This window comes from Brevibacterium sp. Mu109, from assembly GCF_900169375.1.
GTDB lineage: Bacteria > Actinomycetota > Actinomycetes > Actinomycetales > Brevibacteriaceae > Brevibacterium > Brevibacterium yomogidense_A.
The window spans coordinates 109,775-127,457 of sequence record NZ_FXZF01000003.1 but is presented as its reverse complement, the minus strand read 5'-3'; the positions used below and the strand labels follow the sequence as shown (position 1 = coordinate 127,457).

Sequence of the window (17,683 nt, the reverse complement as noted above, 5' to 3'; positions counted from 1 at the left end):
CCCTCCCCGCGGGTGGCAGGATGGTCGGACGAGCAGGTGACCGCCGTCGAGGTCCACGATGAGGCCGAGGTCCTGGACCCCGTCCGCGTCGAGGAGGACATCGCGGCCCTGCGCACATACGCACCGGTCCGGGTCGTCGTCTGGACGCGGGACGGCGGACCGAGCGACAACATCAACGCGGAGACGCTCGCGTGGGCGAGGGACCTGCCCGACGAGGAGCTGCTCTCCCCGGACGGCCGGTACTGGGCCGACGGAACCCTCGTCATCACCCTGTCCGTCGAGAACACGAGCGGAACGGGCAGCGGCCAGGTGGGAACGTACTTCGGAGAGGACATCGCCGTGGAGTCCACGAGCGCTCAGGAGGATCTGCAGAGTCGGGGATACGAGCACTTCCGGGCACTCGACTGGGGGTCCGGAGTCACCGCGATCGCGGATGCCGCCGCCGGTGAGATGGCCCGTCCCGCCTGGACACGGTTCAGCATCACGTACGGAGTCCCCCTCGCACTCGCGATGCTCGCCGCGGCGAACATCGCCGGTGTCAGGTCGATGGGGGCGCGGTTCCGCACCGCGAACGACCGCTTCTCGATCACCACGCAGGACGTCCACACGACCGTGTCGGACACGGAGTACGTGCTCGATCACGGATTCGGCGCTCGCGTCCGGTCCACGGCCGGATCGGTCCTGCGTCAGTACGACCGCACGCTCGAGGAGCGCGACGCGATCGCGGAGTCCCCGGTGTGGAAGGTGAACGCGGTGAACATCCGACTCTGGCGGGACATCCGCGACATCCGCAGATCCGCGGAGAGCATCGAGGACGCCTCGGCACTGCTCCGTCGTGCGACAGTCCTCTACCTGGGCGACGGTGACTGGAAGCAGGTATGGGACGAGGAGATCGAGGAGACGGCTGATCACCTGCGCACTGCCCGGGACGACGGCGGACTGCGACGTCGCGCCGGGGCCGCCGTCGCAGCAGAGCTCCATGACTTCTGCACCACCGCACTCGTGCGGCTGGAAGAGGTCCGCGACCGCGGCGCAGCAGGTGGAGGCGAGAACATCTCCGCGTGCCTCGAGGAGATCGCGGAGATCCGGGGAGACCTCACACGCCGGATGTACGAGGTCGAACGGGCCGCCGCACCGACGAACAGCGCCAAGGCGAGGTATGTGGACAGGGCCATCGCGGATGACCGGTGGACCCGCAACGACCGGTCCCGATCCATCACAGGGTTCTACGACCGCCGTTCCTTCTATTCTCCCCAGTCGTTCATCATCGGGTTCGCTGTCGGCGCACGCAGCCACCGCAGGGCCGTGGAGCGTGAGAAGCGCGTGCAGAGCTCCGGCGGGTCGCGCACCGGCTATGGATCATCCGGGGGTGGCTTCCGCGGATCGGGCAGCTCCTCCCGCTTCTGATCCCGGCAGCCCGATGCAGGCGCGGAGAAGCCCCCCACCGAATCGGTGAGGGGCTTCTCCATGATCGGCCGCAGCCGGTGGCCACCCGCGACGATCGCTCATCGCAGCGGGCCTCCGATCACGCGGTCGCGAGCTGACGCAGGACGTACTGGAGGATGCCGCCGTTGCGGTAGTAGTCCGCCTCGCCGGGCGTGTCGATGCGGAGCACCGCGTCGAACTCGACCTTCGTACCGTCCTCCTTCGTCGCCGTCACGTGGAGCGTCGACGGGGTCTTGCCCTCGTTCAGCTCCGTGACACCGGCGATGTCGAACGTCTCCGTGCCGTCGAGGCCCAGGGACTCCGCGTTCTCACCGGCGGGGAACTGCATCGGCAGCACGCCCATGCCGATGAGGTTCGAGCGGTGGATGCGCTCGAAGCTCTCCGAGATGACGGCGGCGACGCCCAGGAGCTTGGTGCCCTTGGCGGCCCAGTCGCGCGACGAACCGGAGCCGTACTCCTTGCCGCCCAGGACCACCAGCGGGATGCCGGCGGCCTGGTAGTTCTGCGACGCATCGTAGATGGTCGTCTGCGGCGCGCCCTCCTGCGTGAAGTCGCGGGTGAAGCCGCCCTGCACGCCGTCCAGGAGCTGGTTCTGGAGACGGATGTTCGCGAACGTGCCGCGGATCATCACTTCGTGGTTGCCGCGGCGCGAGCCGTAGGAGTTGAAGTCCTTGCGCTCGACGCCGTTCTCCACGAGGTACCTGCCGGCGGGGGTGTCCGCCTTGAAGGAGCCCGCCGGGGAGATGTGGTCCGTCGTGACGGAGTCGCCCAGCTTCGCCAGGACACGAGCACCGGTGACGTCCTCGACGGGGGACGTCTCGAGGGTCATGCCGTCGAAGTATGGGGGCTTCCGCACGTAGGTGGAGCTGTCCTCCCACTCGAAGACGTTGCCCGCCGGTGTGTCGAGCGCCTTCCAGCGGTCGTCGCCGTCGAAGATCGTCCCGTACTCGGTCGTGAACATGTCCGTGCTGATCGAGGACTGGATGAGCTCCTCGATCTCCTCCGGTGCGGGCCAGATGTCCTTGAGGTAGACATCATTGCCGTCCGTGTCCTGCCCCAGCGGCTGTCCCTCGAAGTCGAAGTCCATCGTGCCGGCCAGCGCGTAGGCGATGACCAGCGGAGGCGACGCGAGGTAGTTCATCTTCACGTCGGGGCTGATGCGGCCCTCGAAGTTGCGGTTGCCGGACAGCACGGCGGAGACGGAGAGGTCGTTGTCCTGGATGGACTGCGAGATCTCCTCCTCGAGCGGACCCGAGTTGCCGATGCACGTCGTGCAGCCGTAGCCGACGATGTAGAAGTTGAGCGCTTCGAGGTCCGGGATGAGACCGGCCTTCTCGTAGTACTCCGTGACGACCTTGGAGCCCGGAGCGATCGAGGTCTTCACCCACGGCTTCGAGTTGAGGCCCTTCTCGCGAGCCTTCCGCGCGAGCAGACCGGCCGCCATCATGACGGACGGGTTCGACGTGTTCGTGCAGGACGTGATCGAGGCGATCGCGACCGCACCGTTCGCGAGCTCGAACTCGCGACCGTCGGCAGTGGCGACGGGAGCGGACTTCTGCTCGTCGCCGGGCTGCGCGTAGTTGTGGATGTCCTTCGCGAACTGCGACTTCGCGTCGGACAGCTCGATGCGGTCCTGCGGACGCTTCGGACCGGAGATCGACGGCACGACCGTCGACAGATCCAGTTCGAGGTACTCGGAGAACTCGATCTCGGCCTCCGGGTCGTGCCAGAGTCCCTGTTCCTTCGCGTACGTCTCGACCAGCGCCATCTGCTCCTCGTCGCGACCGGTGAGACGGAGGTAGTCCATCGTCACCTGGTCGATCGGGAACATCGCGGCGGTGGATCCGAACTCGGGGCTCATGTTGCCGATCGTCGCGCGGTTCGCCAGCGGGACGGCGGAGACGCCCTTGCCGTAGAACTCGACGAACTTTCCGACGACGCCGTGCTGGCGGAGCATGTCCGTGATCGTGAGGACGACGTCCGTCGCGGTGACGCCCGACGGGATCTCACCGGTGAGCTTGAAGCCCACGACCGGCGGGATCAGCATCGACACCGGCTGGCCGAGCATCGCGGCCTCAGCCTCGATGCCGCCCACGCCCCAGCCCAGGACGCCCAGGCCGTTCACCATGGTGGTGTGGGAGTCGGTGCCCACGAGGGTGTCCGGGTATGCGCGCAGCACACCGTCGACCTCGCGGGGCATGATGACGCGAGCCAGGTACTCGATGTTCACCTGGTGGACGATGCCCATGCCCGGGGGGACGACCTTGAAGTCGTCGAATGCCGTCTGGCCCCACCGCAGGAACTGGTAGCGCTCGCCGTTGCGCTGGTACTCGATGTCCATGTTGCGCTCGATGGCGTTCGCGTTGCCGAACGAGTCGATCTGCACAGAGTGGTCGATGACGAGCTCAGCGGGCGCGAGCGGGTTCACCTTGTTCGGATCGCCGCCCAGCTCCTTGACCGCTTCGCGCATCGTGGCGAGGTCGACGATGCACGGCACGCCGGTGAAGTCCTGCATGACCACGCGCGCAGGGGTGAACTGGATCTCGTGGCTGGGAGCGGCCTTCGGATCCCAGGCCGCCAGAGTGCGGATGTGATCGGCGGTGATGTTCGCGCCGTCCTCCGTCCGCAGGAGGTTTTCGAGCAGCACCTTGAGGCTGAACGGAAGCTTCTGAGAGCCCTCCACCGCATCGAGGCGGAAGATCTCGTAGTTCTTGCCGTTGACCTCAAGCATGCTCTTGGACGTGAAACTGTCGACGTTGCTCAACGTGTTTCTCCTCTTCTGCAGCTCTCGACACTCGCGGATGCCCGCGCCTGCCGAATTAGGCAATGCGGATGTTCCGTAAAGTATCTTGATGTCAAGATACATTCTATCGTGTCCGGATGCCCCCGGCCATTTGCCCCTCGGACTTCTCCCGGAATCGCCGAGTCAGCGGTCGAGGACTGCGACGAACTCCAGGTGCCCCGTGACGGGGAAGAGATCGTGCGCGACCACCGATGAGACCCGGAAGCCGCCGGCGACGAGCCTCTTCAGGTCGCGCGCGAGGGTGGCACCGTCGCACGATACGTGGACGATCCGCTGGACGGATGACGCGAGGAGCGCATCCACGACTGCGGGTCCCGCCCCCGTTCGAGGCGGGTCGAGCACGGCTGTGCGCGCAGCGGCGAAGTCCGGTGCCCCTTCGACCCTTCCCACGTCGAATCGCGCATCGAGACCGCGCGCGTTCGCGACCGCGTCGGCCACCGCCTGCGCGGAGCCCTCGATCCCCGCGATGGAATGCCCCTGCTCCGCGAGGCCGATCCCCAGCAGGCCCGCACCGCAATAGAGGTCCAGCACGGTCCCGCCGTCGGGGTCGCCCACTGCGGAGCGCACCGACGATACGAGAACGGCGGCCGCATCGCGGTGCACCTGCCAGAACCCATCGCCCCGCACGCGCAGGTCACGATCGACTCCCGGCACTCGTTCGCGCACCCATCCGTCTCCCTGCACGGTGTGGAGGGGGCGGGCGAACCGACCGCCGCGATTGCGCGCGCCTCTGCCGCGTGCGCGGGTCCCCGCTTCCGCGAGGATGCTCCATTCGCCGGGCCAGTCACGGGTCTGGCTGACCACCGCTTCGGCCTGCTCACGGGCACCGGCTCCGCGCAGGACCACCGCACCGGAATCATGTCCGGCTGCCACTTCGACCCGGGTGACCCCGGGAAGGCGGAGGTCAGTGAGACCCAGCGCATTCACCTCGTCGACGGCCAGAGGGATGATCCCCGCGTCATAGGGGATGACCGTGTGGCTGCCGGGGGCCAGCATGCCGAGCCGTCCATCTGCATCGACCGCGCTCTGCACCCGCGTGCGCCATGCCGTCCCGTCCAGGACGCCTTCCCTGTCCGGGGCGCCTTCCGTGTCCGGGGCGCCTTCGCGGCTCGCGGACTCAGCTGCGGCCTCCAGCGGTGCCGGCAGGACGCGGAAGCCCACCTGCGACGCATCGAGACCGCCGATCCGCTCGAGCTGGTCGGCTGCCGCCTGCTCCTTGAGCGCACGGGAGTGCACCAGTGCGACGTGGGCGAACTCGAGGCCGCCCGCACCCGGGACCCCCAGCGCGATGCGGCGGTCGGTGACGCGGTGGGGCGATGCCTCACGCACCTCGACCGTCCTCGCACGGAGCACGCGGCGGGACTCCCCCGTGATCTCCGCGTCGACCGTCTCCCCCGGGATGGCCCCGGCGACGAACACCGTGCGTCCGTCGTGGTGCGCCAGGGATTCGCCGCCCGCGGCGGGGCGGAGGATCTCAAGCGTCACACGGTCCTGTCCGCTCATCTGCGCTCCCTGAGGTGCCCGGGTCAGCGGACTTCCGCGATCTCCGGACCGCGCTCGAACGGGTTCAGGTCATCTGAATCGGCGGGCTCGGCGTCCGTCTGCACACCTGCGGCCTGCTCACCATCAGCCGTCTTTGCCGGAGTGATGTTCGGCGCGGTGAGGGGAATCAGCTCGCGCGGAGGCATCGCGTCGCCGCCCCGATCGACGACGACGCCGCGGAGCAGATCCACGAGCTCCGCGCGCGGCTCCTTCTCCGTGACAGCGGTGCCGGAGAAGACTGCGCGGAGGAACCAGCGCGGGCCGTCGATGCCCGCGAAGCGCGTGACGCGCACACCCGTGCGTCCGTCCTTCGCCCGGACGGGCACCTGGCAGACGAGCTCGTTCCCGAGGTCCGTGTAGAGCTCGTCGGCCTTGCCCCGACGACGTCGCACGCCGTCCGCGATCTCGTCGCGGATCGACTTCCAGAGGCCCTCGCCGCGCGGAGCCGCGAAGACCTGCAGCTGCATCGCGGCCTTGCCGTGCACCATGGTGACGCCGAGCACCCTGTCCGACTTTTCCTCCGTCTCGAGCCTGATCTGCATGCCGTCCAGCACCGGCACTGCGAGCGCGCCCATCTTCAGACGGTGGCGATCGGGCACGGAGTCGTCGACGTCGAAGGGACCCTTCTCCGTACGATCGCGGGGAGCCTCCTTCGGGTCGACGACGAACTCATCGTCCTCGACGGGCGCTTCCGCACTCGGATCGGCGGCGTCCTGCGGAACGTCGACGTCCTCCGCGACGTCCGTCGCGTCGTCAGCGACCACGGACGACGCGTCCGGGCGCTTCTTCTTGAATCGGTCGAAAAGTCCCATGGATCCTTCCTTCGGCAGTGCACTGACGAGTCTAGTGCTGTCGCGACCGACGTCACGGTCGGCTGTGTCGACGTGCGGACGTCGCGGGTCAGTCGGACGCGGAGAAGCCTCCGGTCGAACCGAAGCCGCCGACACCTCGTTCCGTGTCGTCGAGCTGGTCGACGATGGTGAAGCGCGCATGCGCGACCGCCTGGACCACGAGCTGGGCGATGCGGTCGCCCCGCTGAACCGTGTATGTGGTGTCCGGATCGAGGTTGACGAGCGGCACCTTGATCTCACCGCGGTATCCGGCATCGATCGTGCCGGGAGCATTCACGACGGTGACTCCGTGCTTCGAGGAGAGCCCGGAGCGGGGGTGTATGAAGCCTGCATGCCCGGCCGGCAGCGCGATCGCCACCCCGGTCGCGACGACCGCCCGCGCGAAGGGCGCCAGCTCGACGTCCTCATCCGCGTACAGGTCGGCTCCCGCATCGTCGGCATGTGCGTACGCGGGCACGACCGCGTCCTCACTCAGCACCTTCACTCGCACGGCGGGTCGCGCACCCTGAGCGTCTCTCTGATCAGTCACGGCGCCACTCTACACAGCGGGTGAGCGCCAGTGGCCGTATGGGAAGATGAGGCCATGACCACCACCTCCTCGACCGTGTACAGCGAACGCCTCTCCCCCAGCGCCGGATGGTGGATCACGCTGATGCTCCTGTCTGCGATGACGTCCCTCCTGGTACTTCCGCTCACGCAGGTGGGTGCGGTCGTCCTGCCGCTCCTCGTGGCGGCCGCGGTGATCATCTGGATGCGCTCGCTGTCCGCACGCGTCGTCGTGACCGAGGAGTCGTTCATCGCCGGCCGCGCCCGGATCGACAGGAGCTTCATCAGCGGCGTCACCGGCTTCGATGCGCAGGAGTCCTTCGCTCAGCGCGGCCATCTGCTCGACGTTCGCGCCTTCCTCCTGCTGCGCCCGTGGGTCAAGACCGTCGTGCGCATCGAGATCGCAGACCCGTCCGACCCCACCCCGTACTGGCTGGTCTCCACGCGGAAGCCGCAGTCCCTGGCCGCGCTCCTGTCTCCGTCACCCGCCACCGCCTGAGCTTCCGCCGCGCGCGCCCGCGCACACGTGACCCGTGCTCGCGCCCGCCCGCACGTGAAGAGGGGAGGGACCGCGATCGCGGTCCCTCCCCTCTTCGCACAGCAGTCCCGGGAGTCGCCTCCCCCTGAGAGCACGCCGGATCGATCGCCCGATCCGGTCAGGGCTTCACCCCATGCAGTCGGTGCAGATCATCGCGTCTGCGTCGGCGAGCTGCGAACGGTGCCTGACCAGGAAGCACTCCATGCAGGTGAACTCGTCGTTCTGCTTCGGCAGCACGCGCACGGACAGCTCTTCATTCGAGAGATCCGCGCCCGGCAGCTCGAATCCCTCAGCAACGGCGGCCTCATCCTCGTCGACCTGGCTCGCCATCTGCTGGTTTCGCTGCGCCTTCAGCTCTTCGATCGAGTCGTTGCTGAGTTCCTCGTCCTGCTTCTTCGGCGCATCGTAGTCGGTTGCCATCTGGCGTGATCACTCTCCGGGAAATCGGTGCTGTTCGGAGGTGATTGAAACCTACCTCCGGCTGTGTCCCCTGCATTCTGCACGGACACCCCCGACCGCGCAAGAGGAAAAGCGATGAATCCAGTGTGATTCACGTCCGATTCACGACGTGACGTGTTCACCACCAGGATCCGTCAAGGGTCGCGTGGGAGGATCACGGTGAGAAGCTCCTGCGATTCCCTGTTCGCAGGAGCTGACCGCGCGAGCCCCGGGTCGTGCGGTCGCCGCATGGAAGGAGTAGTCATGAGCAGGTTCCGACGTGGGCTCGACGAACGCATCGCTGAACTGCGGCATCGGCTCGCCGCAGCACGCGAGGACGACGACCAGCATGAGGAGGATGTTCTCCTCGGCGATTTGGAGACCCTGGTCGACATCGCGGGCCGAAGCGATGTGGACACCACCGAACTGGAGGCCGTCCTCGCGGTGGAGACGGGTGCGATCCCGATCATCCCGTCCCCCGACGACAGCACTGCCTGAAGACGACAGCACTGCCTGAGCGAGTCGCCGGAACGACTCAGCAGTGCGCGGCGCGGCGGCCCCTCAGACGGCCCAGGTCGGGTGCGTCGGCCGTTCGACCGCTCCCAGGCAGCAGTCGATCGCGCACGCGCCGCTGCCGGGGACCAGGGGCCCCTCGGCCGTGACGGCAGGTGCGTCCACATCGTCGCCCCGCACCTGTGCGGCCCTCTCCTCCAGGAGATCCACGAGTCCCGCGACGAACTGGGGCCGCACGCCGACGGTGCCCGCGCGGACGAAGTCCATCCCCAGCCTCTGGGCCGTCTCCCGCGCTTCAGTGTCGAGGTCGAACTTGACCTCCATGTGATCGGACACGAAGCCCATGGGCACCAGCACGACACCGGTGACACCCTGCTCCGAGAGCTCCTCCATCCGGTCATTCACATCCGGCTCCGACCACGGGACGTGCGGCGCGCCGGATCGTGAGCAGAAGACGAGCTCCGATTCCAGCACGGCGCGCTCGCCCAGTTCGCCCGTCACCCAGTCGATGAGCTGGCGGTGCTGCGCTTCGTAGCCCGCAGTCCGCTTCTGCGATGCGGTCTCCATGGCTTCGGGGATCGAGTGCGTCACGTAGAGGATCCGCTGGCGCTGCGCATCGAGGCCGCCCGTCAGCTGCTCGAGCTGGTCGAGCCCCTCTCGCACGCAGGCGAGCTCCGCCTGCGCGAAGCCGGGGTGGTTGTAGTACTGCCGGATCTTGTCGAACTCGACGCTCAGACCCTCATCTGCCAGCGCCCTTACGGTCCCGGCGAAGTCCTCGCGATACTGCCGGCAGGACGAGTAGCTCGAGTACGCGGACGTGTCGATCGCGAGCAGGCGTGCACTGCCGCTGTCCTGTGCGAGCGCACGCGCCGCGTCGGTGAGATACGGCTCCCAGTTGCGGTTGCCCCACACGATCGGCGTGCGCAGGCCGCGCTCCGCCATCTCCTGCTCGAGCGCCGCGAGCAGCGCCCGGTTCTGGTCGTTGATCGGCGAGCGTCCGCCGAAGCCGTAGTAGTGCTCGCCGACCTCGACGAGCCGCTCGTCCGGTATGCCGCGGCCCGCCGTGACGTTCTGCAGGAACGGAAGCACGTCCGCGTCCTTCTCCGGTCCGCCGAACGACATGAGGACGACTGCGTCGAATGGTTCAAGGTGTCTGTCAGTCACAGGGAACATGGTATCCGCTCGCGCCGGGACGACGGGACGGGCCCTCGGCGCAAGAGGTTCGGTCTCACACCGTGGTCCGATCTGCGACTCGCGGACGCAGGTCCGCGTCGTGGGCACGAGTCCGTGACACGATCGGAACCAGCCGTGACGTGCGAGGAGGAACCCACGATGACCCAGTTGACCCTGCGCGGGCTGACGGATGACGAGGATGCACTGGTCCTCGTCGACCCGACGGGCACGGAGCATCGACTGCCCGTGGACGACGCTGTCATCGGCGCCGTCCGGCGCGCTCGCCGCGCCCATGCATCCGAGGCCCCCCGCGGAGACGCCCTGCGCCCCCGCGCGATCCAGGCGATGGTCCGCTCCGGTCTGACGGCGGAGGACATCGCCGCAGAGACAGGCGAGGACGTCGAGCACATCCGACGGTACGAGCGCCCCGTGCTCGATGAGCGCCGCCACATCGCGCAGCAGGCCGGACGCGTGCTCGTCTATCCGGACACGGACACCGGCTCGCCCACGCCCCTCGCAGAGCTCGCCCTCGAACGGCTCGAACTCCGCGAGGTCGACCCCGAGTCGATGGAGTGGGACGCGTGGAAGCGCCAGGACGGCACGTGGTACGTCGAGCTCTCCTTCGTCGCAGGGTCGCGACGACGAGCCGCCGGCTGGACCTATGCGCGCGGCTCCGTCGTCGCCCAGGACGATGAGGCCCGCTGGCTCTCCGACTCCGGCCCCACCGATTCCGGCCCGATCCCCGACTTCGGCTCCGGGTCGGAGAGGCGCTTGAGCGCCGGCGACCCGCTCCCACCGGCCTCACCGCGCAGCGCGCCGACCCGCGACCATCAGACGGAGACGGGTCGGATCCTCGAGAGCCTGCGCCGTCGACGCGGCGTCACCCCGGCCCCGACGGACGAACCGACCCGCCCCACCGGCCCTCCAGCCGCCGGACCTGCCGCAGGCGCATCCGCGGACGATGCCGCCCCGCCTGCGCCGCCCGTCGGATCGGACGCTCCGCCGGCGGCCTCCAGCGGTCTCCGCCTGGTCGGCGACGCGGACGACCGGACCATCGACGGAGCGCACAGCGCGCCCAGCAGCCCGGACGAGGCACAGGACGCGAGCGTCGTCGCGCTGCCGTCCACCGATGGCGACGGTGCGGGATCGTCGCACGACCAGCACCCGGACCAGCACACCGAGCCTATCGGCACGCCTCGACTCGATTCGCCCGCGCCGGATGCCCCGCAGGCTCCCAGCGGATCGGACGGCACTGCGCACTCCGGACCGTCGACCGCCGAGGCCGCCCCCCAGGAGCCCGCCGGCGGGCCGGGCGCGGACCATCCCTCCCTGCTCGACGATCCGGCCCTGTCCGGATGGGACAGCACGGCGGGAACCGCGGTTGAGGAGTCTCCCTCCGCCTCCGCGAAGGTCTTCCCCGGAACCGTTCCGAGCACGGGGGACTCCGCGGAGACCTCGGCAGAGGACACCGCCGCGCAGGACTCCGCGCCGCCGGACGCCGCCAAGCGTCGTCGCGGACGCTCGTCCGTCCCCAGCTGGGACGAGATCATGTTCGGTGGTCGCGGGAAGGACTGACCAGGCGTATCCGCGTGCCCCGATCTCCCACGGCGGACTCGTCGTGGGAGACGAGGATCATCCCCACGTCGGCGAGCACCTCATCGAGGTCCGTCAGCAGAGCCTGCGCCGTCGGCGGATCCAGGTGCGCAGTGGGTTCGTCGAGCACCACGACGTCGGCACCCACCAGCAGCGTCCGTGCGACGGCCAGCCGCTGACGCTGTCCACCTGACAGGCGCGATCCGCCGGCACCGACCCGCGCATCCAGCCCCCGCTCCGACAGCAGAGTGCCCAGCCCGGCCCGGGTGAGGGCATCGGCGAGCTCGTCGTCATCGGGGGCCTCGTCCCGCGGCCGGGCGATGAGCAGGTTCCCCCGCAGGGTCGAGTCGAACACGTGCGCCTCCTGCGGACACCATGCGATGAGACCCGCCACGTCCGCGAGCCCCAGCCCCTCTGCGCTCACCCCGTTCACCAGCACGCGGCCTGACGTGGGTTCGAGGAACCGCAGCAGGGCACTCACGAGGGTCGTCTTCCCTGAACCGGATGGTCCCGTCACGACCGTGGCACCCGGGATCGGGAAATCGGCGCTGAGTCCGCTGATGACCGGTTCGTCCGTGTCCGGCCACTGCAGAGCGAGGTCCTCGACCGCGAGCGTGGTGACCGTCTCCGGTGCACCCGCCGAGGCAGCACTGTCGGCACCCCCCGGACGAGGAGGGTCATCGAGGTCGTCGATCCCCGACAGCACGGTCCGCAGCGCGGGCCACTGCTGGATCGCTGCGAGCGAGTCGAGGAGAGCATCGGTGAGACCGAGAGGCAGCAGCACGGCCACCGCGAGCATCTCCGCGCTGAGTGCTCCGCCGGCCACCGCGGGACCCAGCAGCATGAGGATGGCCACGGCTGCGGATGTGCAGGCGGCGATGACGACCGCCTCACCCGCCCCTGTCGCACGCAGCGCCCGTTGCTCGCTCGCGGCCGCCCGCTCGTCCTGCTCCTCGAAGGCCGCGGTGGGAGCGCGCCACGCGCCGTCGGGAATGAGGTCGGCGCGCGCAGAGAGCAGCCCCACGACGCCGGACAGCACCGCTGCTCGAGCATCCACGCGCACCGCGCTGGCACGCCGATCGGCTGCGAGTGCGGCCCATGCGGCCGGGCCCAGGGCGATGCCCAGGCTGACCAGCCCGACAACTCCCGCCACGGAGTCGATGGCGAAGAGCACACAGGTCGCCGCAGCGCTGACCAGCACTGCGACGAGGGGCGGCAGCACGACGCGCGGGACCAGGTCGCGGATGTCATCGACGTCGGCGATGAGCGTGCGCAGCGCACCTCCCCCGCGCGCGATCCGCCGGTCCGCCGTGCCCCGGTGCGCGAAGCGGTCCCACAGTCGCACGCGCAGCCGCGTGAGCGAGTCGAGGACCGCGTCGTGGAGCCACAGCCTCTGCGCGTAGGCGAAGACCGCGCGGGACAGTCCGAAGAAGCGCACCCCCACGATCGCGACGAGCAGGTACATGATGGGCGGCTGCGCCGACGCACGCACGATGAGCCATGCGGACACACCGGTCAGCGCGGCACCCGCCGCGGTGGACAGGACACCGAAGAGGACGGCGAGCAGGAACTTGCCGCTGAACGGATTCACCGCACGCACCAGGCGGGTGAGCAGTCGACGCGTCGAGGGGCGCGGTACGGCGGCCGGTGCGGTGAGGGGCGCGTGCTCATGCGCCTGAGGACCGGCATCAGCGGGCTGGAGCGCGATGCGCTCGGCGGTACGGGGTGCGCTGGACTGCGCATCGGTCACATCGCTCTGGTCGAGGGTGACATCGCACTGGTCGAGGTCGATCCGTCCCGCCTCGACGCGCGCCCGACGATCAGCGAGACCGGCGAGAGCCTCGTCATGGGTGGCCGCGATGACCGGCACCGTGTCGGCGAGGTCCGCGATCTGTGCACGGATGCGCGCCGCGATCGCCTCGTCGAGGTGCGCTGTCGGCTCGTCGAGCACGACCAGACCCGCGCCTGCCATGACTGATGCCCGGGCACGGGCGAGCGACAGCCTCCGCTGCTGGCCGGGACTCAGCGCCTCGCACGGCATGTCCGGATCCACCGGCAGGCACGCGAACCGCAGGCATGCGGCCAGGGCCGCTCTGCGTGCCGCGGAGTCGGCCGCCGCTGTCCGCAGATCATCGGGGAGTCGCAGCGCGATCTCCTCCCCCACCGTCCGGGCGACGACGGTGGGACGCTGAGCCGCGTACGCCACGCGGTCGGGGACGCGGATCGTGCCGGAGACCTCCGCCCCAGCCTCATCGCGCAGCAGTCCTGCGAGGACCGACAGCATCGTCGACTTGCCCGCTCCCGAGGTCCCGGTGAGGACCGTGAGGCCCCGCGTTCCGAGGTCCGCACTCACCCGGTCGAGGACGGGGACCGCCTGCCCCTCGTACCGGACGGTGAGGTCGGTGACCGCGATCCTGTCCGATGCGGTCGTGAGAGAGGGAGCGACGGGCCGATCGATGATGTCCCGCATGCGGTCGTATGCCGCCAGGCCGTTCTCCGTCGAGTGGAAGGCGGCGCCCAGCCGGCGCAGCGGCAGATAGCATTCGGGCGCGAGGATCAGCGCGAGCAGCCCCTCCTCCAGCCCCATGTGTCCGTACACCAGCCGGATGCCCACGAACACCGCGACGACGGCGACGGACAGCGTCGCGATGAGCTCGAGCGCCAGCGCGGAGAGGAACGCCACACGCAGGGTCGTCATGGTCGTGTCGCGGTAGGAGGAGGACACATCCCGCAGTGCGGCGGTCTGGGCGGGCAGTCGCCCCAGCCCCACGAGGACGGGGACGCCGCGCGCCAGTTCCACGAGGTGTCCCGACAGCCGGTCGAGTGACCGGGTCGCCTCGTGGACGCGTTCCGCCGTGTACTGGCCGATGAGGATCATGAACAGCGGGACGAGCGGCAGGGTGAGGACCACGATGAGTGCGCTGACCCAGTCGGCCCACAGGATGCGCGCGCCCACGACCAGGGGCACGACCGCACTGGCGGTGAGCGCGGGCACGACCGCGGTGAAGTAGTCGTCGACCTCATCGAGCGACCGGGTCGCCAGCAGCGCGAGCGCCCCGTCCGTTCCCTGCACGTCGCGTCCAGTGCCGCGGAAGACCCGCGCGATGAACCTCCGGCGCAGGCCCGTCTTCGCCCCGGCCGAACTCATGCCTCCGACCGCCTTCCCCGCCCAGGCGGCGACCGCCTGGCACAGGATGCCCACGATGCCGATCACGAGAGGTTCCCTGAGTGCACCGCCCTCCATCGCGCGCACGATGCCCCGCGCGATCGCATCCGCGACGAGGACCAGTCCTGCCGCCTGGAGCGCCGCGACGGCACTCGAGGCCCACAGGCCGAACCGGCCCGACGGCGAGTCGAGCGCGAGCCGCAGCGGGGACCGGCGACCGGTGGGGGCCTCGGCAGCGGTGGCCGCAGTCGAGGCGTGTGCGGACTCCGGGGAGCGGACGGTGACTGTCATGGCGGCAGGGCTCCTCCGTCAGGGCGTCAGTGACGCGTGACCGCGGATCGCGACGGGCACGGTGTGAGCCGGTGGGATGTGATCGACCGTGAGGCGCTTCGCGAACACGGAGTAGCTCCAGGCCTGGTAGGCGAGCACGGCTGGGACGCCCACAGCCGCGACCGCGACCATGACCCCCAGGGTGTAGTCAGAGGACGAGGCGGTGTGGATCGTGAGGTCGAACGCGGGATCCAGCGTCGACGGCAGCACGACCGGGAACGCCGTGGTGAAGATCCCGCCGATGCTCGCAGCGAGGAATGCGGACTGCCCCAGGAAGGCCGACTTCTCCCCGCCCGCGCGCAGGCGCATCCACGCGTACGCCGCGGCGACGACGGCGAGGCCGGTGAGCGACCAGCCGATGACTCCCCCGTCGGACTGCACCTGCACGAGCACCGCCCAGCCCAACAGCGGCAGGACGAGGACGGGGGCCCAGCGGGTCGCGAGTGCGTGCGCACGCCGACGCACGGACCCGTCGGTCTTGAGTGTGAGGAAGAGGAGTCCGTGGAGCACGGAGAAGCACACGGTCCCGACGCCGCCGATCAGTGCCGGCGGCGTGAGCCATGCGAAGGCACCGCCGGTGTTGTCGCCGTTCGCGTCGAGCGGCAGTCCCGTCGTCGTGAGCGCGAGCATCGCCCCCACGCAGAACGCCGCGACGAGCGAGCCACCGGACAGGCACCATGTCCACCCGTCGACCCAGCGCTGCGAGTACCCGCGCTTGCCGCGGTACTCGATCGAGACGGCGCGGAGGATCAGCGCCAGGAGGGTGAACGTGAGCGGCAGGTAGAGAGCCGAGAACAGGCTCGCGTACCAGAGCGGGAACGCGGCGAACATCGCTCCGGCCGCCGTCACGAGCCAGACCTCGTTCCCGTCCCACACCGGACCGATGGTGTTGAGGAGCAGCCTCCGCTCCCTCTCGTCACGGGCGAAGGTCTTCATGAGGATGCCGATGCCCAGGTCGAACCCCTCGAGGAAGAGGAAGCCCAGCCACAGCACGGCGATGAGCACGAACCAGGTCACGGGCAGCAGGTCAGCCATGTCGTCTCCTTGGTCTCCGGATCCGGGGTCTCAGTATGCGAACGACAGGACATCGTCCTCGTCGCCGTCGACGCTCGCGCGGGTGGGCTTCGCCGGGTCGTCGGCCAGTTCGGGCATCGCGGAGACGACGCCTCCGCGGGCGTACTGCATGATGAGCTTCAGCTCCACGACCATGAGCACTCCGTAGACCAGGGTCAGGAGGATGACCGATGTGAGCAGCTCCGCCGCACTCACGGACGGAGAGACCGCCGCGGCCGTGTAGAGGAACACGCCGTCCATGCCGCTGGGATCGGGGTTGGGCGCCACGACGAAGGGCTGCCTGCCCATCTCCGTGAAGATCCAGCCGGCCGAGTTCGCGATGAAGGGTGCTGCGATCCCCCACAGCGCCAGTCGGGAGAGGAACTTCGACCGCGGAACCGTGCCCTTGCGGGTGACGAGGAGTGCGAAGGCCGCGGCCGCAGCCGCGAGCGCACCGAAGCCGATCATGAGTCGGAAGCCCCAGTAGGTGATGAACATCGAGGGCTGGTAGTCGATCTCCTCCCCGGAGTGCTCGCCGTACATCTCGCCCTCCGGCATGTGCGTGCCGTAGGCCTCCTCGTATTCGGGGATGAGGGTCTTCACCCCGGGCACATCCGTGTCGAAGTCGCCCTTCGCGAGGAACGACAGCACACCGGGGATCTCGATGATCGGCGTGACGTCCTCGCAGCTGTTCGACTCCAGGTCGCCGATCGTCAGCACTGAGAACGCGGTCCCGTCGTGGCACGCCGCTTCAGCGGAGGCCATCTTCATGGGCTGCTGCTCGTACATGAGCTTCGCCTGGATGTCTCCGGTGAGCGCGACTGCCGCGAAGGAGAACACCGCGACCCATCCGCCGATCCGCAGGGACCTCCACCACACGGCGTAGTCCTTCTCGTCCCGTCCGGGGACGTCCGGAGCGGAGCCGACCACCACCCGACCCGACTCGTCGACGGTGTCGATGCCGTCGACTCTGCGGCGCCACAGATGGTGCCAGGAGATGCCCAGCAGGAGCGCCGCGCCGACGGACAGCGCGCCCGCGAGCGCATGGCTCGTCGCGGCCAGTGCGGTGTTGTTGGTGAGCACTGCGACGACGTCGGTCATGACGGGGCGGCCGTCGATGAGCTCCACGCCGACCGGGTGCTGCATCCACGAGTTCGCCACGATGATGAAGTAGGCGGACAGCCACGATCCGATCACCGCGCACCAGAGGACCGTGAGGTGGGCGCGTCTGCTGATGCGCCCCCAGCCGAAGATCCAGACACCGATGAAGATCGATTCGAGGAAGAACGCGAGCAGCGCCTCCATCGCCAGCGGAGCACCGAACACGTCGCCCACGAAGCGGGAGTACTCGCTCCAGGCCATGCCGAACTGGAACTCCTGGACGAGGCCGGTGGCCACGCCCATGATGAAGTTGATGAGATAGAGCTTGCCCCAGAACTTCGTGGCCCGCAGCCACACGTCGTTCCCCGTGCGGTGCCACATCGTCTGCAGCACGGCGACCAGGACGCCCAGCCCCAGGGTGAGCGGGACCATCCAGAAGTGGTACACGGTCGTGATGCCGAACTGCCAGCGCGCGATGAGCACGGGATCGAGTTCCACGGAGCCTCCTGAGAGCGGCCGCGGCCCCGCTGACCGGACACCGCGTCTTCTACAGCTCGTAGAATACGGCCGCTCGCCCGCTGCGCACAAAC

At 69.1% G+C, this 17,683-nt stretch carries 13 protein-coding genes; 4 read left to right on the top strand and 9 right to left on the bottom strand.

Annotated features, from left to right (window positions below):
* The first annotated feature begins 12 nt into the window (after window positions 1–12).
* Entirely contained in the window at window positions 13–1,407 is a 1,395-nt protein-coding gene (locus tag BSP109_RS02875; RefSeq protein ID WP_180959595.1) for a DUF5129 domain-containing protein, read from the top strand.
* Between the two features lie 118 nt (window positions 1,408–1,525).
* Here the strand turns inward: BSP109_RS02875 and acnA are convergent, their stop codons facing one another.
* The 4 genes from acnA to dut form a co-directional block, all read right to left on the bottom strand.
* On the bottom strand, window positions 1,526–4,210 hold the full coding sequence (gene acnA, locus BSP109_RS02870; protein WP_101599311.1) for an aconitate hydratase AcnA: 2,685 nt from the start codon (window positions 4,208–4,210) through the stop codon (window positions 1,526–1,528).
* A 162-nt stretch (window positions 4,211–4,372) separates the two neighbouring features.
* The gene (locus BSP109_RS02865; protein WP_101599310.1) at window positions 4,373–5,752 is read right to left on the bottom strand and encodes a class I SAM-dependent RNA methyltransferase; all 1,380 of its coding nucleotides are present in this window, start codon (window positions 5,750–5,752) and stop codon (window positions 4,373–4,375) included.
* Window positions 5,753–5,775: 23 nt separating this feature from the next.
* Window positions 5,776–6,603, bottom strand: a complete 828-nt coding sequence (locus tag BSP109_RS02860) for a DUF3710 domain-containing protein (protein ID WP_087006863.1) — start codon at window positions 6,601–6,603, stop codon at window positions 5,776–5,778.
* Window positions 6,604–6,691: 88 nt separating this feature from the next.
* On the bottom strand, window positions 6,692–7,132 hold the full coding sequence (dut, locus tag BSP109_RS02855) for a dUTP diphosphatase (protein WP_087006865.1): 441 nt from the start codon (window positions 7,130–7,132) through the stop codon (window positions 6,692–6,694).
* 93 nt (window positions 7,133–7,225) lie between these two features.
* Here dut and BSP109_RS02850 point away from each other — a divergent pair, with 93 nt between their 5' ends.
* The gene (locus BSP109_RS02850) at window positions 7,226–7,687 is read left to right on the top strand and encodes a DUF3093 domain-containing protein (protein ID WP_087006866.1); all 462 of its coding nucleotides are present in this window, start codon (window positions 7,226–7,228) and stop codon (window positions 7,685–7,687) included.
* A gap of 165 nt (window positions 7,688–7,852) precedes the next feature.
* Here the strand turns inward: BSP109_RS02850 and BSP109_RS02845 are convergent, their stop codons facing one another.
* Complete coding sequence (locus tag BSP109_RS02845; protein ID WP_087006868.1) at window positions 7,853–8,146, bottom strand: DUF4193 domain-containing protein; 294 nt, start codon at window positions 8,144–8,146, stop codon at window positions 7,853–7,855.
* A gap of 282 nt (window positions 8,147–8,428) precedes the next feature.
* Here BSP109_RS02845 and BSP109_RS02840 point away from each other — a divergent pair, with 282 nt between their 5' ends.
* Entirely contained in the window at window positions 8,429–8,662 is a 234-nt protein-coding gene (locus BSP109_RS02840; protein WP_087006870.1) for a hypothetical protein, read from the top strand.
* Window positions 8,663–8,725: 63 nt separating this feature from the next.
* Here the strand turns inward: BSP109_RS02840 and BSP109_RS02835 are convergent, their stop codons facing one another.
* Window positions 8,726–9,850, bottom strand: coding sequence for a ferrochelatase (locus BSP109_RS02835; protein WP_101599309.1), 1,125 nt, complete (start codon window positions 9,848–9,850; stop codon window positions 8,726–8,728).
* Between the two features lie 159 nt (window positions 9,851–10,009).
* Between BSP109_RS02835 and sepH the strand changes: the two genes are divergently transcribed.
* The gene (gene sepH, locus BSP109_RS02830) at window positions 10,010–11,425 is read left to right on the top strand and encodes a septation protein SepH (protein WP_101599308.1); all 1,416 of its coding nucleotides are present in this window, start codon (window positions 10,010–10,012) and stop codon (window positions 11,423–11,425) included.
* On the opposite strand, the gene cydC is transcribed toward sepH, so the two are convergent.
* The 3 genes from cydC to BSP109_RS02815 are packed head-to-tail and all read right to left on the bottom strand — an operon-like array spanning window position 11,397 to window position 17,591.
* Window positions 11,397–14,900 carry a thiol reductant ABC exporter subunit CydC gene (cydC, locus tag BSP109_RS02825; protein ID WP_101599307.1) on the bottom strand — a complete coding sequence of 1,168 codons (3,504 nt, stop codon included), beginning with the start codon at window positions 14,898–14,900 and terminating at the stop codon, window positions 11,397–11,399. The genes sepH and cydC overlap by 29 nt on opposite strands.
* An 18-nt stretch (window positions 14,901–14,918) precedes the next feature.
* Window positions 14,919–15,974 (bottom strand): cytochrome d ubiquinol oxidase subunit II, encoded by a 1,056-nt coding sequence (cydB, locus tag BSP109_RS02820; RefSeq protein WP_101599306.1) that lies wholly within the window; start codon window positions 15,972–15,974, stop codon window positions 14,919–14,921.
* Window positions 15,975–16,004: 30 nt separating this feature from the next.
* Window positions 16,005–17,591 carry a cytochrome ubiquinol oxidase subunit I gene (locus BSP109_RS02815; RefSeq protein WP_257944523.1) on the bottom strand — a complete coding sequence of 529 codons (1,587 nt, stop codon included), beginning with the start codon at window positions 17,589–17,591 and terminating at the stop codon, window positions 16,005–16,007.
* Window positions 17,592–17,683 lie beyond the last annotated feature (92 nt).

What these genes read in the sequence shown, in the direction of transcription:
- BSP109_RS02835 (WP_101599309.1), bottom strand. Translation starts at nt 9,850, where the DNA reads ATGTTCCCTGTGACTGACAGACACCTTGAACCATTCGACGCAGTCGTC.
- BSP109_RS02840 (WP_087006870.1), top strand. Translation starts at nt 8,429, where the DNA reads ATGAGCAGGTTCCGACGTGGGCTCGACGAACGCATCGCTGAACTGCGG.
- cydB (WP_101599306.1), bottom strand. Translation starts at nt 15,974, where the DNA reads ATGGCTGACCTGCTGCCCGTGACCTGGTTCGTGCTCATCGCCGTGCTG.
- BSP109_RS02860 (WP_087006863.1), bottom strand. Translation starts at nt 6,603, where the DNA reads ATGGGACTTTTCGACCGATTCAAGAAGAAGCGCCCGGACGCGTCGTCC.
- BSP109_RS02865 (WP_101599310.1), bottom strand. Translation starts at nt 5,752, where the DNA reads ATGAGCGGACAGGACCGTGTGACGCTTGAGATCCTCCGCCCCGCCGCG.
- sepH (WP_101599308.1), top strand. Translation starts at nt 10,010, where the DNA reads ATGACCCAGTTGACCCTGCGCGGGCTGACGGATGACGAGGATGCACTG.
- BSP109_RS02845 (WP_087006868.1), bottom strand. Translation starts at nt 8,146, where the DNA reads ATGGCAACCGACTACGATGCGCCGAAGAAGCAGGACGAGGAACTCAGC.
- cydC (WP_101599307.1), bottom strand. Translation starts at nt 14,900, where the DNA reads ATGACAGTCACCGTCCGCTCCCCGGAGTCCGCACACGCCTCGACTGCG.
- BSP109_RS02850 (WP_087006866.1), top strand. Translation starts at nt 7,226, where the DNA reads ATGACCACCACCTCCTCGACCGTGTACAGCGAACGCCTCTCCCCCAGC.